Origin of the sequence: Erwinia sp. V71 (assembly GCF_965644245.1) — a bacterium.
GTDB lineage: Bacteria > Pseudomonadota > Gammaproteobacteria > Enterobacterales > Enterobacteriaceae > Erwinia.
Genome location: NZ_CBFFRK010000001.1, coordinates 12,212 through 25,744 on the forward strand (window position 1 = coordinate 12,212; position 13,533 = coordinate 25,744).

Below are 13,533 nucleotides of genomic sequence, written 5' to 3' on the forward strand. Positions count from 1 at the left end.
GTCAATTCCTTCCTCAGTTAGTCAGCGCAGGCTGGCGAATACGATCCAGCACGCGATGTTGTAAATCGATAAATTCGGCGTCGCGGCTCATGGTTTCCAGCCGCGGACGTGGCAGTGCGACATCAAAGGTGGCGTCGATAATCCCCGGCCCCATCACCACAATGCGATCGGACAGCCACACCGCTTCTTCAATATCGTGGGTCACGAACATCACCGTCAGGCGATGTTTCTCCCAGATCTCAATCAGCAGTTGCTGCATCTGATGGCGCGTCATGGCGTCCAGTGCGCCAAATGGCTCATCCATCAGCAGAATTTTCGGCCGATACGAGAGCGCCCGCGCAATCGCCACGCGCTGTTTCATGCCGCCGGAGAGTTCTCCCGGCCAGCGATCGCCCGCACTGCCCAGTTTGACCAGTTCCAGATGCTGCTGAGCGATATCGCGGCACTGGTTCGCCGGGGTGCCTGCCGCTTTGAGGGCAAATTCAATGTTCTGCCGCGCGGTCAGCCACGGCAGTAAGGTGTAGGACTGAAACACCACGCCACGGTCAATGCCCGGCCCGGTGATCGATTGCCCGTCCACCAGCACATCACCGCTGTCGAACTCCTCCAGACCGGCGGCAATCGATAACAGCGTACTTTTACCGCAGCCCGAGGAGCCAACAATCGAGACAAACTCGTTATCGTTCAGCGTGAGATCGATACCGTGCAGCACCTGGCGCCGCGTCTTGCCGAGCGAAAAGCTTTTATCCAGTTTGCTTAGGGTCAGTGTCGCCATCAGGAACGTCTCCGGTTGTAGCGGAACAGCACGCGCTCGGCGGCACGCATCAGTTGGTCGGTGATCAGGCCCAGCAGACCCAGCAGCAGGATGTAGCCGATGATGGTGTCGGTCTGAAAGTAACGCTGCGACACCACAATGCGGTAACCGAGACCTGAGGTCGACGCCACCAGCTCCGCCAGCACCAGCCAGGTCCACGCCCAGCCGAGGCTGATACGCAGCGCATCCCAGATCGCCGGAAAGGCGGCAGGCAACACAATGCGGAACAGGATTTTGCGGTCCGGCATCCCCAGCGTGCGGCCGAGGCCGATAAAATCGATCGGCACGCGTTTTACCGCATCAATCATCATCAGCACCTGTTGGAAGAAGGTGCCAATCCAGATGACGAGGAACTTCTGGAAATCATCCGTGCCGGTCCACAGGATGGTCAGCGGCACAAAGGCCACCACCGGCATATAACGCACAAAATCCACCAGCGGTTCGACAATCGCTTTAAACAGGCCATAGCAACCCGCCAGCAAGCCAATCACAATCGCCATCAGCGATGAAATAGCAAACGCAATAACGATGCGGTACAGGCTGCTTTGCACATCACTCCACAGCATGCCATTCGCTGCCAGCGCCATCATGCGCTGCCAGACACTGTCCAGCCCCGGCAGAAACAGCGGCGGCACCAGCCCGCTGCGGGTCGCCAGCCACCAGCTAGCGGTCAGTACGACAAAAACAAGAATCGCGATGGTGAGAAACTGACGGCGCGTCTGTGCCTTGCCGATGGTCATCAGGCTCCAGCGGCGACGGCGCGGTTTCTTCGGTGGAGGGCTGACGCCCTCCAGCTTTAACGAACTCATGCATAGCCTCCGACATTACTCGGCATTGACGAAACTGGCGTCAATCACCTGCGCCGGGGTCACCGGCTGCTGCACAATTCCGGCGTCGGTCGCCGCTTTCAGTACGTGAGGGAAGGTTTTGCTGGTGAAGTCATGGCTTAACACCTGTTTGTTTTCCGCCAGGCTGTAATACTTCACGCCGTCAAACGCGGTTTTCAGCTCTTCCGGTGTGGCGCCGACCGCTTTGGCGATCACGGCACGGTCAGCAGCGGTATTGGCCTGATAGTGCGCCAGTGCGGCATCCCAGGTTTTAATCAGCGCCGCTATCTGCCCCGGTTTGTTCTTGATCACGTCGTCACGCACCACCAGCACATCACTGATCAGACCCGGATCGGCATGGCCGCTGTAGAGCATTTTCAGGTTCGGATCGCCCTGCATCGCCACAGACAGATAAGGCTCATAGGTCACCGCCACCGGCACTCGTTTGGCGATCAGCGCGCTACCGGCAGACGCCGCAGGCATCGGCACCGGTTTGATATCACTGAATGCCAGCCCCGCCGAGGCCAGCGCACTGCGCAGCAGAATATCGCTGGTGGTGCCCTCTTCATACGCCACCTGTTTGCCTTTCAGATCCTGCAGCGACTTCACCTCCGGCGACACCAGCATCGCATCAGCGGTGTTGCTCTGATCCAGCAGCAGCACAATTTTTACCGGCAGCCCGGCGGAGATCATGCCCATCGCCGTGTGCGTCGCAATATTTGCCGCATCGATTTGCCCGCTGGCGAGCGCCGCGTTAATATCTTTGTCCTCGGCAAAGTTGATGACCTCAACTTTTTCAAACCCCTGCTTTTTGAACAGATCATGTTCCGTTGCAACATGCCACTGTCCGTAGCCGAGCCAGGGTTCAACCCCCATTTTCAGCGTGCCCGCTTCCGGGGCGGCAAACGAAGACGTGGAAGCCAGCAGACCAAGACAGCAGGCAGCGGCGAGAGTGTGTTTCAACGCACGGAGAGAGAGCATGTTGGTTTCCTTCTGGTGAGTGAGACGGCGAGCTGTTATAGCCCTGTACGCCCATGTATATACAAGTCAATGCAAGAGCAATGCCAACCCGCGCAGCCCGCTGTGTCGGCTTTTCTGTTATACGGATGCTCAGTTATGGCGCAAAACCACCACCACGCCGCACCATCAGTGCACAAAAAAAGCACACTGACAGTTCAGTTTTAGAACACGTGCCAGCTATCGCCATCTCTGGCGGGTGAATATTCAACCGGCCTCACAAAGTTTCGTTGCCTGCGGCTGCGGCGCAGGGTAAAAAGGACTGTGGCAACCACCAGGAGAGATGTGCAGTGATGACCATTCGTGACACCTTGATTGAAGAAGCAATTTGCTGGCGTCGCCAGTTGCATGCATGTCCCGAGCTGGGTTATCAGGAGCATCACACCTCACAACTGGTGGCAACAAAACTGCGCGAATGGGGCTTACAGGTGCATACCGGCCTCGCCGGAACCGGTGTTGTCGGTACGCTGGAAAACGGTCCTGGTCCGGTCGTTGGCCTGCGCGCCGATATGGATGCGCTGCCAATCACCGAACTGGGTAATCCCGCTCATAAATCCACTCAGCCCGGCGTGATGCACGCCTGCGGCCATGATGGTCATACCGCTATTCTGCTGGCGACCGCCAGATTGCTGAGTGAAACCCGCCAGTTTCGCGGCACGCTGCACTTTGTCTTCCAGCCTGCAGAAGAAAACCTCGGTGGCGCACGCAAAATGGTGGAAGAAGGCCTGTTTACCCTGTTTCCGATGGATGCCATTTACGCACTGCATAACTGGCCCGGTCTGCCAGTCGGTACGGTGGCCGTCAACAGCGGCGCGATGATGGCTTCGCTCGATTCTTTTGAAATCACCTTAACCGGCAAAAGCTGCCATGCGGCGATGCCGGAAAGCGGTGCAGACCCGATCGTCGCGGCAGCGGATCTGATTCTGGCGCTGCAGACTATTCCGGCGCGCCGCCTGTCTCCGCTGGCATCAGCGGTTGTCAGCGTGACGCAGATTAACGGCGGTGAAGCCATCAATGTGATCCCGGAACAGGTAACGCTGCGCGGCACGGTGCGCTGCTTACAGGGTGAGGTGCGCAGCAAAGTGCGTGCGCTGATCGAAGAGTTTGTTGCCACCTTACCGGCACCGTTTGGTATCAGCGGCGCCATCAGCTGGTATCCGGGTTATCCGGTGACCAAAAACCATCCGCAACCGGCACAGCAGGTACGCGATGCAGCCAGCAAACTGCTGGGTAGCGACGCCGTTCGCTGGGACGTGCCGCCATCAATGGCATCAGAGGATTTCGCCTGTATGCTGGAGGCCTGTCCGGGCGCGTATTTCTGGATTGGCGCAGATGGCGCAACACCGTCTCAGCCGCTGCATAACGCCTGGTACGATTTTAATGATCAGCTGATTACTCACGGGATTCGCATCTGGCAGCAACTGGTGGCACAGCTGCTGCCCGTCAGCACAAAAGCGGACTAAAAGGCGACGCCGCTGCGTCGCCAGCGTGATCAATACCCTGCCGCATCCAGCTGCGCCAGACCATCGTCAATATCGGTCACCTGACCCGCTGCCACCAGGCAGCAGGCGATCTCCAGCCGCAACGCCTGCGGCACCGGCACATCTTTGTTCAGCACACGCTGGATCCAGCCCGCCGTCACCTCAGCCTCTTTCGCTGACGGCAGCGCTTCGCCCTGCAGTACGGACTCATCCTGGCGCGCCAGCAGTTGTTCAGGCTCAGCCTGCTGCGGCGTAATCAGGTTAATCGCCGGGCAGCGCTGCGGATTCGCATACACTTCCCCTTCGGTGCCATTCATCAGCAACGCCGTGCCGCCAATTGCACTGAAGAATTTTGCCACGCGCGGGATATATTCCGGATGAGATACGCTCGACAGGCGCAGTACCGTCTCTGTGCCAAAAGGCGTCGCCAGTTTCGCCAGCGTATGCGCACTGTTGCGCACGCCCATCCGCCAGCGCAATGCCAGCTGTGCTGCCAGCGGTGGACAGAGGGTGTCCACCGTCATAAACACCAGTTCGCCGTTATCAAGCCGTTGCTGCGCGCTTGCAGCATCCGTCACCGCCGTAATGCCCAGCGCCGCGAACACCTGTTCACTGGTAATGCGGGTGGCATCATGGCTGATGCCGTGTACCAGCACCGGTAATCCCAGCGCTGACAACAACAGCGCCAGCAGCGGCGTCAGATTCGCCTGCCGGCGCGCGCCGTTATAACTGGGAATCACCACTGGCACTGGCCTGCCCGCTGGCGGTGTCAGGCGCATCATCCGCTCCTGCATCGCTTCATAGAAGCCCAGCATCTCCTCTTCGCCTTCGCCTTTGATACGCAGCGCAATCAGCAGGCCGCCCAGCTCCAGCTCCGGCACCTCACCCGCCAGCATACTGCGGTAGAGCGCACGCGCCGTCTCGCGGTCAATATCGCGCGCATGATTTTTACCACGCCCGACTTCTTTGATGATTTTGGTATATTCCATAAGCTCTGTGCTTCCTGATCGGGTGACACGACATTAACGCCGCCGTCTGATTTTTTTCGTCTTTGTCTCACGCACCACTTTTGGCGGCTCGCCCTCCGGCATCGCCGGTTGCTCAATCGGGAAAACCGGCAGCGCGGCCAGCAGGCGCGCGCCATAACCTTTGCTGATCAGCCGCCGATCGTAGATCACAATTTCACCAAAGCAGTGATGACTGCGGATCAGGCGGCCCACCTGCTGAATCAGATTAAACGAGGCACTCGGCAGACTCTGCACCTCAAACGGGTAACGCTTCAGGCTTTTCAGCCACTCGCCTTCGGTCAAAATTACCGGACTGTCTACCGGCGGAAAAGCAATTTTATGAATGTGCACCTGTGACAGCAGTTCGCCCTTCAGATCCAGCCCTTCAGCAAACGACTGCAGCCCCACCAGAATACTGGTTTCTCCCTGCTCAACCCGCTGGCGATGCAGCGCAATCAGGCGGCTGCGCGGTTTGTCGCCCTGCACCAGCATCATCAGACGCAGCGCAGTGACGTGGCTGAGAAACAGCTGCATCGCACGCGCACTGGCGAACAGCACCAGGATACCTTTATGCTGCCCCTGCGCAATATGCTGACGGAAGAAGTGCGCCATCTCAGCAATATGCTCTGGTTCGCTGGCGAGCTGTGGCTCGTAACGCATCTGCGGGATCACCAGCCTGCCCTGCTCGATATGATTGAACGGTGAATCCAGCGCCACAAAGCGATCATCCTTGTGTTCGCTCAGCCCTGACATCTCCTGCAGACGGTTAAAGCTGTTCAGCGAACGCAGGGTGGCGGACGTCACCACCACATGCGGCACTTTACGCCACAGCAGTTTTTCCAGCTGATCGCTGACGCGGATACCGGCGCAGTGAAACCACAGATGCGGATTACCATCACGCTCTTCCCGCGTCACCCACTTAGATACCGGCGCGCCAGACGCCTGCTCCAGCGCCGCCAGCCGCCACAGTTTGCTGAACGATTCAAACCAGGCGAACGCACGATTCATCTGCAACAGCGTGCGGTGCAGACGCACCACATCATACTGGCCGGTTTTCTCGCTCAGGTCGTTCAGCAACGCTTCAGAAAGCCCCCGCAGTGCATCACTCAGTTTAAATAAGCGCGCGCACAGGCCAAGCACCTCTTCCGGCAGCACGCCCATTTCAAAACGGTATTCACCGGCAATCTCGTTTTCAGGCAGCCACAACGCCAGCATAGCGGACAGCATCTGCAGCTGTTCGCGCACTTCCTCGCAGTGACCTTTCAGACGCTCAATATTTGCCAGCGGGGGTGGCGACTTCGGCCGAAACTGCGCCATACACTGCTCAACCAGGCGCACAAACAAATCGAGTTGCAGGCTGACCCAGCCAGGCGAGATCTCGCCACTGATTTCCAGTGCATCACGCGCCACTTCCGGCAGGTGATGGCCTTCATCGAGCACCAGCAGCAGATGTTTTGCTGGCGGCAGCACCGACTCACTTTCCAGTGCCGCCATCACCAGCGCATGGTTCGCCACCACCACATCGGCATCTTCAATTTCGCGCCGCGCGACAAAGAACGGGCACTGGCGATACCAGTGGCAGTTATGTCCCAGACAGCTGGCTTTATCGGTACTCAGACGCTGCCAGAGCGAATCGTCAATGGCATCGTCACAGTGGTCACGCAGGCCATCCCATTGATGGCGTTCGAGGCTTTTCTGCAGCGTGGCGCAGCGGGCACGTTCGTCTTTACTGGCCGTAAGCTCGTCATCCAGAAACAGCAGCAGGTCACCCTGTTGTTCCTGATCCGTCGCCAGTGCCGATAAATTGCGTGGGCAAACATAGCGGCCACGGCCAAACGCCGCAGTAAATTTCAGGTCGGGGATGCTCTTCTGCAGTAATGGCAAATCTTTGGTGAAAATCTGATCCTGCAACGCGACATTGGCGGTGCTGATCACCAGCGGCTTTTCCTGTGCGCGGCTGATGGCAATGCCCGGCAGCAGGTAAGAGAGCGTCTTCCCCACACCCGTAGGCGCTTCAATCGCCAGATGCCTGCCAGCGTCACCCGCAAGGGTTTTCGCCACTTCAGCGATCATCTGACGCTGTGGCGCACGCGGAATAAAATCGGGAACCTGTTGTTGCAGGGCCTTGTACCATTGACCAATTTGCGTCTTCAGCGCGGCAGTGAGCATTAGTTATCTGTTTAGTATCAATTAGTTGCAAATGGTGTAGCGGATATTATGCACTACGGGGATATCAGGTGCACCTGCTTGCGCGGTGAAGTTTAGTATATGCGTAACGCCTTCCAGATTCCGCATCTTTCACTTCCGCACGTCGCATACCCATGCTCCACTGTCCCTAAACCACTGAATCTTTACACAGTAGCGGTCAGGAAGCGCGCGACAATTACAAGGAGAGAGGTTAAAATATGAACACCACAAAACAGGCGCAAGTCACTCGGGGAATGTTCCATTTGCCTGAAAACAATCACAACGGAGGTGCTGCCATGCAGGTAAAACTGGGGAAACTCGAAACGGATGTCGACGTTCTGAAACAGATGTTCAGGTACTGAAATCAGACGTTCAGGTACTGAAATCAGATGTCTGCGTACTCAAAAGTGATGTGCAGATTTTAAAATCTGATGTGCACATTCTAAAAACCGATGTACAGGAACTGAAAATTGATGTCGCGGTCATTAAATCGAATTACGCGACCCGAACCGATATCATCGACGCGAAAAACCGCATCATCGTCTGGGTAGTGAGCGCACTTTTTCTCGCCCAGCTCTTCCCGTATCTGGTTAAGGCGCTGGCGGCATAGCCAGCGCCGCTTATCATCTTAGGGTTTTGGCGAAACACTGCGCTTCAGGGTTGCCAATATAGCGACCGTAGCTGGCAATGGGTTGATAACCCCGGCGCAGATAAAAACGCACGGCCTGCTGGTTAACACGGCGCGTTTCCAGCCAGATTTCCCTGTAGCCCAGTGTCGCCGCTTCAGCTTCGAGAAAATGCAGCAACGCCGAACCGGTTCCCTGCGCGCCTTCGCGGGCAAACATCCGCTTTAATTCCGCCACGTCCTGCGTCAGTGGACGAATAGCACCACAACCCAGCGCATTCCCCTGCTGATCGCGCGCGACGGCAAAACAGGCGGCCGGATGTTGCAGATCAGCGGCGTTAAACGAATGCTGGCCACTGTCGCCGGTAATCTGCTGCAGCACGGTGGACAGCTGCGCCATCAGCGCCTGTGCATCAGCTGACTCCACGGCTTCACGGCTGACCGTCACCAGCACGTCATCGGCCATTATATGCCTCCAGCCGTTTGTACATCACCGTCGTGGCATCCATTTCACCTTCCGTTGATCGCGCAAACCACGGGATGCTGCCTGCAACCTGCCAGCCCAGCGACAGATAGAGCTGTTCAGCCACATCGCCACTGCGTGTATCCAGCACCAGCAAACTGCGTTGCGCCGCACGGGCGATCTGCTCCGCCTGCAACATCAGCTGGCGGGCAATGCCCTGCCGGCGCGCGTCCGGGTGCACCAGCAGCTTACTGATCTCCGCGCGATGCGCACCGTTCGGCATCATCCCCAGCACCACAATCACAGTAGCCACAATCCGGCCGCGATCGCGCGCCACCAGCAGTGTTTTATCGCCGCTGGCGATGCTGTACACCACATCCTGCCAGAAGCGGGCAATCGGTGGTTGATCCGTCGCATCAATAAATCCCACGCTGGCACCCTGTGCCACGCAGCCTGTCAGCACATCGCACAGTGCCGCATGTTCCTGTTGCGCCTGTTCAGCATTCAGTATTTCGTAATCAATCATGGACGGCATACCACCAGAGCATAATGCGCCTGCCCTTCCGGCGCGTGAAAAGACGATCGGCCAAACAGATGAAAACGCAGGCAGTCGCCCGTTTCCAGCCGCCAGTGCTGACCATTGACGCTAATTTCCAGCACCCCCGCCAGCAGCCAGATATGCTGCTCCAGACCAGCCAGCGGCGGAGTGTCATACTCAATGCGCGCGCCAGCACGCAATTTCCCTTCCACCAGCTCGGCGCGAAACGCACTGGCGGGCGGCGACAGGCTGCGGCGCTCAAAGCCGTGCTCCTTATCCAGCCACACCATTTGCTGCGCAGGGCGCAGGTGCTGGACGCTGTTCTCTTCCACGGCGCTGAGCAGCCGTGACATCGTCAGGCCATACGCGGCACAGAGTTTGTTCAGTAACGTCGCCGTCGGGCTGGTTTCTGCGCGCTCAATGCGTGACAACGACGCCCGGCTGATACCGGTCATTTCTGCCAGCTCCTCCAGCGACCAGCCTTGCGCCAGCCGCAGTTCCGCCAGTCGTTGCGCCAGTCGCTGTTCAGTGCTTTCCTGCTGAGTCATAGAGTCATCTCAAATTCGGGATTAAATCTCACATATGAGATCTAACAAAAAACTTGCGCAAGGTCAACTTGTACAATTAAATCATAGTTGTACAACCCATTATCACAGGCTAACGTTGACAGAGAAGTGTTGAATACAGAGGAAAAACATGACCGTTTATAGCATCGGTGAAGTCGCCGAGCGCTGTGGGATTAACCCGGTGACGCTGCGTGCGTGGCAACGTCGTTATGGTTTGCTGAAACCACAACGATCAGAAGGTGGTCATCGTCAGTTTGATGACGAGGATATTCAGCGCATTGAAGAGATCAAACGCTGGATCGAAAGTGGCGTGCCGGTCGGCAAAGTCAAAGCTCTGCTGGAGGGCGAGCACGTTCATGCACAGGACGGCTGGCAGGCATTGCAGGATGAACTGATGACGGTGCTGCGCAGTGTATGCCCGTCAAAATTACGGGTAAAAATTGCGACTATGGGTCGCGAAAATCCTGCAGATGCGCTAATAGATAATGTCATCATCCCGATGCGTCAGCGTCTGGGTCTGGACCAGACCACCGCACGGGCAATGAACAGCCTGCTGGATGGCGCACTGATTGACTATGTCGCGTTCTGTCTGACCGGGTCGCGGAAAAAGCCCGGGAAAGATGCCCTGCTCATTGGCTGGGGTGCAGAAGATCGCACCCGCCTCTGGCTCGAGGCCTGGCGTTTATCGCAGCACGGCTGGCGTATTGATGTATTAGCAGAACCACTGGATTCACTGCGGCCGGAAATCTTCCCGGGCCAGTCTATTTTCTTATGGACCGGCAAAAAACTGACGCGCAGTCAGCAGGAACAGATCACGCACTGGCAGGAGCAAGGGTTCGCCATTATGCCCCACGGCAGCTAAAGGAGCGAAGGGATATGCAGCATGCACAACAGGTAACACTGAAGGGTTTGGTGTCGTTTTACCAGCATCTGCAACCCAGTCTGCTGAGTCAGCTTAGCGAGATATATCATCAGGATACACTGCTGGTCGATCCTGTCGGTCAGCACCACGGCGTGGAAGCGCTGGAGCGCTATTTTGCTTCACTGCTGAAAAATCTGCACTACTGCCGTTTCCACGTCACCCATCAGCACTATTTCGACCAGTGTGCACTGCTGTTATGGCGTATGGAGTACGCCCATCCTGCGCTGCAGAACAGCGCATCGCAGACGCTGGAAGGGAGCAGTTATCTGGTGTTTCGTGAAGAGCGAATTGTCTTCCAGCGTGATTACTACGACCTGGGCGAAATGCTGTATGAAAAAGTCCCGCTGCTGGGCGGTGTGATTCGTCTGCTGAAAAAAAGGCTGAAAACATGAAACGCGTGCTGATTACCGGCGCCAGTTCAGGGATTGGCTTTCAGCTGGCGTGCGACTACGCCGCAGAAGGCTGGCAGGTCATCGCCTGTGGCCGCGATGGCGACAAACTGGCCCGGTTACAACAGCATGCGCCGCATATCACGCTCTGCCCCTTAGATATGACGGACCTGGCTGCCACGCGTGCAGCGCTGGCGGAAACCAGCGTCGAACTGGCGATCCTGTGTGCGGGCACCTGTGAATATCTTGACCACGGCGTGGTGGAGGCAGAGAAAGTCCACCATGTAATGAACACCAATTTTAATGGCCCGGTTAACTGCCTGGATGCCCTGCTGCCACAGCTGGCTGCGGGCAGCCGGGTGGCGCTGGTCGGCTCTACCGCCAGTCTGGTGCCGCTGCCACGCGCGGAAACCTATGGCGCATCGAAAGCCGCACTGGCGTATTTTGCCCGCAGTCTGGCGCAGGATCTGCGTCACCGCAACATCCATATCTCGCTGGTACAGCCGGGCTTTGTCGCCACACCACTGACAGCGCGTAATGATTTTGCCATGCCGATGATCATCAGTGTGGAGCAGGCCGCCAGGTATATTCGTCGTGGCCTGGCGCGCGGGAAACGGGAAATCGCGTTTCCACCGCTGTTTGCTCTGATTCTGCGTCTGACAGCACGTTTACCCCAGTCGTGGCAGCGGCTGTTGACCCAGCAGATAGCGAGGTAGTGTAGTGAAGATAGCGATTATCGGCAGCGGGATTGCCGGTCTCAGTTGCGCATGGAAACTGGCGCAGCGCGCCGAGGTACAGCTGTTTGAAGCCTCTGCGACACCCGGCGGGCATACCGCCACCGTTGATGTCGAACTGCAGGGAGAGCAGTACGCCATCGACACCGGTTTTATTGTCTTTAATGACCGCACCTACCCGCACTTTCTGTCGCTGCTGGCGGAACTGGGCATGGAGAGCCAGAAGACCGAGATGAGTTTTTCGGTACGCAACCAGACCAGCGGGCTGGAGTATAACGGCCATACCCTCAGCAGCCTGTTTGTTCAGCGCCGTAACCTGTTCCGCCCGGCGTTCTGGTGTTTTATTCGTGAGATCCTGCGTTTTAATAAACGTGGCAAACTCTGGCTGCAACAGCAGAATGACGATAAAACGCTGGATGATTTTCTTATCAGCCAGGGATTTAGCGACTTCTTCGCCCGCCACTATATTCTGCCGATGGGCGCGGCTATCTGGTCAACATCGCTGGCGGAAATGCGCCAGATGCGGCTGTCACTGTTTCTGCATTTCTTTAACCACCATGGCCTGCTGGACGTGGTCAACCGTCCACAGTGGTATGTCATTCCGGGCGGTTCACGCCAGTATGTACGCCGCCTGCTCACTCTGCTGGGCGATAAACTGCAGTTGCACCTGAACACGCCGGTACTGGCGGTGCGCCGCCATGAGCAGGGTGTCATCGTGGAAACCGCGACGGGTAGCCAGCAGTTTGATCAGGTGATTTTCGCCAGCCATTGTGATCAAACGCTGCAGATGCTGCCGGATGCCACACCGGAAGAACAGGCGATGTTATCCGCCACGCCGTACCGCGCGAATCAGGTGGTGCTGCATACCGATACCCGCCTGCTGCCAAAACGCCGCCGCGCCTGGGCGAGCTGGAATTATCATCTTGATGCCGCGGCAGCGGGTAGCGAACACGCCGGTGCCAGCGTCACTTACAATATGAATATTTTGCAGGGCATCCGTGCTCCGCACACATTCTGTGTGTCGCTCAATCCAACCCAGCCGATTGCCCCGGAGAAGGTACTGGCGACCTTCTGCTACCACCATCCACAATTTAACGCCCGGAGCCTTGCTGCGCAGGAGCAGCGGCTGGTGCTGAACGGTCAGCGACGCAGCTGGTTTTGCGGCGCGTGGAGTTATAACGGCTTTCATGAGGACGGTATCCGCAGCGCGCTGGATGTGGTCTCCGGCATGGAATAGGCGGGCCTGCTATGAACAGCTGCCTGTACTGTGGTCATGTGCGTCATCGCCGGTTTACGCCGGTCGAACATCAGTTCAGTTACGCTATTTTTATGGCGCTGATTGATCTCGATGAACTGGCGCAGTTGTCACAGGCAGGCATCCGTCGCGGGCGATTTGCTGCGGCATCCTTTGACAGTGCGGATTTTCTCGGCGGTGGCGATATCAAAGCGCGCGCGCAAAAGCGTATCGCACAACTGACCGGCGAGACGCTGACGGGCAAGGTGCTGCTGCTGTGCCAGCTGCGTTATTTCGGCTGCGCCTTTAACCCGGTCAATTTCTACTACCTGTATGACGACAGTGGTCAGCTGCGCTGGCTGCTGGCGGAGGTGCGCAATACGCCGTGGAATGAGCGCCACACTTACGCGGTCAGACCGGACGGCAGCGAAACCACCGCCAAAGCCTTTCATGTTTCCCCTTTCAACTCGATGGAGATGACATATCACTGGCGGCTCTCCCCGCCGGGAAAATCGCTACGGGTGCATATCGAAAATCACCGCGCCGGACGTGAATTCGACGCCACGCTTTACCTGCGCCAGCAAGTGCTGACGCGACGCACTCTGCGTCATCACCTCTGGCGCTTCCCATTAATGACGCTGCGTACTGCGCTGGCGATTTACTGGCAGGCTTTCAAACTCTGGCGCAAAGGAGCGCCGATCTACGACCATCCGAAGTCGGGGAGCTAAA

General features: G+C 57.5%; 16 protein-coding genes. 8 read left to right on the plus strand and 8 right to left on the minus strand.

Features of this window, described 5'->3' with window-relative positions:
• Window positions 1-13: 13 nt before the first annotated feature.
• The 3 genes from ACSZO1_RS00060 to ACSZO1_RS00070 are packed head-to-tail and all read right to left on the minus strand — an operon-like array spanning window position 14 to window position 2,622.
• Window positions 14-775, minus strand: coding sequence for an ABC transporter ATP-binding protein (locus ACSZO1_RS00060; protein ID WP_437608270.1), 762 nt, complete (start codon window positions 773-775; stop codon window positions 14-16).
• Window positions 775-1,623, minus strand: coding sequence for an ABC transporter permease (locus ACSZO1_RS00065; RefSeq protein WP_437608272.1), 849 nt, complete (start codon window positions 1,621-1,623; stop codon window positions 775-777). Before ACSZO1_RS00065 ends, ACSZO1_RS00060 begins: the two co-directional genes overlap by 1 nt.
• A 15-nt stretch (window positions 1,624-1,638) precedes the next feature.
• Window positions 1,639-2,622 (minus strand): ABC transporter substrate-binding protein, encoded by a 984-nt coding sequence (locus ACSZO1_RS00070; protein WP_437608274.1) that lies wholly within the window; start codon window positions 2,620-2,622, stop codon window positions 1,639-1,641.
• Between the two features lie 329 nt (window positions 2,623-2,951).
• On the opposite strand from ACSZO1_RS00070, the gene ACSZO1_RS00075 reads away from it, so the two are divergent.
• Entirely contained in the window at window positions 2,952-4,121 is a 1,170-nt protein-coding gene (locus ACSZO1_RS00075) for a M20 aminoacylase family protein (RefSeq protein WP_437608276.1), read from the plus strand.
• A 29-nt stretch (window positions 4,122-4,150) separates the two neighbouring features.
• On the opposite strand, the gene ybiB is transcribed toward ACSZO1_RS00075, so the two are convergent.
• Together ybiB and dinG are read right to left on the minus strand one after the other, a co-directional pair.
• Window positions 4,151-5,128: a DNA-binding protein YbiB gene (gene ybiB / locus ACSZO1_RS00080; RefSeq protein ID WP_437608278.1), complete on the minus strand. Its 978-nt coding sequence runs from the start codon at window positions 5,126-5,128 to the stop codon at window positions 4,151-4,153.
• A gap of 33 nt (window positions 5,129-5,161) precedes the next feature.
• Entirely contained in the window at window positions 5,162-7,315 is a 2,154-nt protein-coding gene (gene dinG, locus ACSZO1_RS00085) for an ATP-dependent DNA helicase DinG (protein ID WP_437608280.1), read from the minus strand.
• A gap of 236 nt (window positions 7,316-7,551) precedes the next feature.
• On the opposite strand from dinG, the gene ACSZO1_RS00090 reads away from it, so the two are divergent.
• Both ACSZO1_RS00090 and ACSZO1_RS00095 read left to right on the plus strand, forming a co-directional pair.
• A complete protein-coding gene (locus tag ACSZO1_RS00090; RefSeq protein WP_437608282.1) occupies window positions 7,552-7,695 on the plus strand; it encodes a hypothetical protein in 144 nt (47 codons plus the stop codon).
• Window positions 7,696-7,766: 71 nt separating this feature from the next.
• A complete protein-coding gene (locus ACSZO1_RS00095; RefSeq protein ID WP_437608284.1) occupies window positions 7,767-7,943 on the plus strand; it encodes a hypothetical protein in 177 nt (58 codons plus the stop codon).
• A gap of 13 nt (window positions 7,944-7,956) precedes the next feature.
• Here ACSZO1_RS00095 and ACSZO1_RS00100 read toward each other — a convergent pair whose 3' ends face one another.
• Genes ACSZO1_RS00100 through ACSZO1_RS00110 form a run of 3 tightly spaced genes read right to left on the minus strand, consistent with a single transcriptional unit; the run spans window position 7,957 to window position 9,507 of the window.
• The gene (locus tag ACSZO1_RS00100; protein ID WP_437608286.1) at window positions 7,957-8,424 is read right to left on the minus strand and encodes a GNAT family N-acetyltransferase; all 468 of its coding nucleotides are present in this window, start codon (window positions 8,422-8,424) and stop codon (window positions 7,957-7,959) included.
• Window positions 8,414-8,947, minus strand: a complete 534-nt coding sequence (locus ACSZO1_RS00105; RefSeq protein ID WP_437608288.1) for a GNAT family N-acetyltransferase — start codon at window positions 8,945-8,947, stop codon at window positions 8,414-8,416. The genes ACSZO1_RS00100 and ACSZO1_RS00105 overlap by 11 nt, the downstream gene beginning before the upstream one ends.
• Window positions 8,944-9,507: a helix-turn-helix domain-containing protein gene (locus ACSZO1_RS00110; protein WP_437608290.1), complete on the minus strand. Its 564-nt coding sequence runs from the start codon at window positions 9,505-9,507 to the stop codon at window positions 8,944-8,946. Before ACSZO1_RS00110 ends, ACSZO1_RS00105 begins: the two co-directional genes overlap by 4 nt.
• A 148-nt stretch (window positions 9,508-9,655) precedes the next feature.
• On the opposite strand from ACSZO1_RS00110, the gene ACSZO1_RS00115 reads away from it, so the two are divergent.
• The 5 genes from ACSZO1_RS00115 to ACSZO1_RS00135 are packed head-to-tail and all read left to right on the plus strand — an operon-like array spanning window position 9,656 to window position 13,532.
• Window positions 9,656-10,387, plus strand: a complete 732-nt coding sequence (locus tag ACSZO1_RS00115; protein ID WP_437608292.1) for a MerR family transcriptional regulator — start codon at window positions 9,656-9,658, stop codon at window positions 10,385-10,387.
• Between the two features lie 14 nt (window positions 10,388-10,401).
• A complete protein-coding gene (locus ACSZO1_RS00120; RefSeq protein ID WP_437608294.1) occupies window positions 10,402-10,839 on the plus strand; it encodes a nuclear transport factor 2 family protein in 438 nt (145 codons plus the stop codon).
• Window positions 10,836-11,552, plus strand: coding sequence for an SDR family NAD(P)-dependent oxidoreductase (locus tag ACSZO1_RS00125; protein WP_437608296.1), 717 nt, complete (start codon window positions 10,836-10,838; stop codon window positions 11,550-11,552). Before ACSZO1_RS00120 ends, ACSZO1_RS00125 begins: the two co-directional genes overlap by 4 nt.
• Window positions 11,553-11,556: 4 nt before the next feature.
• The gene (locus ACSZO1_RS00130) at window positions 11,557-12,807 is read left to right on the plus strand and encodes an NAD(P)/FAD-dependent oxidoreductase (protein ID WP_437608298.1); all 1,251 of its coding nucleotides are present in this window, start codon (window positions 11,557-11,559) and stop codon (window positions 12,805-12,807) included.
• Window positions 12,808-12,818: 11 nt separating this feature from the next.
• Entirely contained in the window at window positions 12,819-13,532 is a 714-nt protein-coding gene (locus ACSZO1_RS00135) for a DUF1365 domain-containing protein (protein WP_437608300.1), read from the plus strand.
• Window position 13,533: the final 1 nt, after the last annotated feature.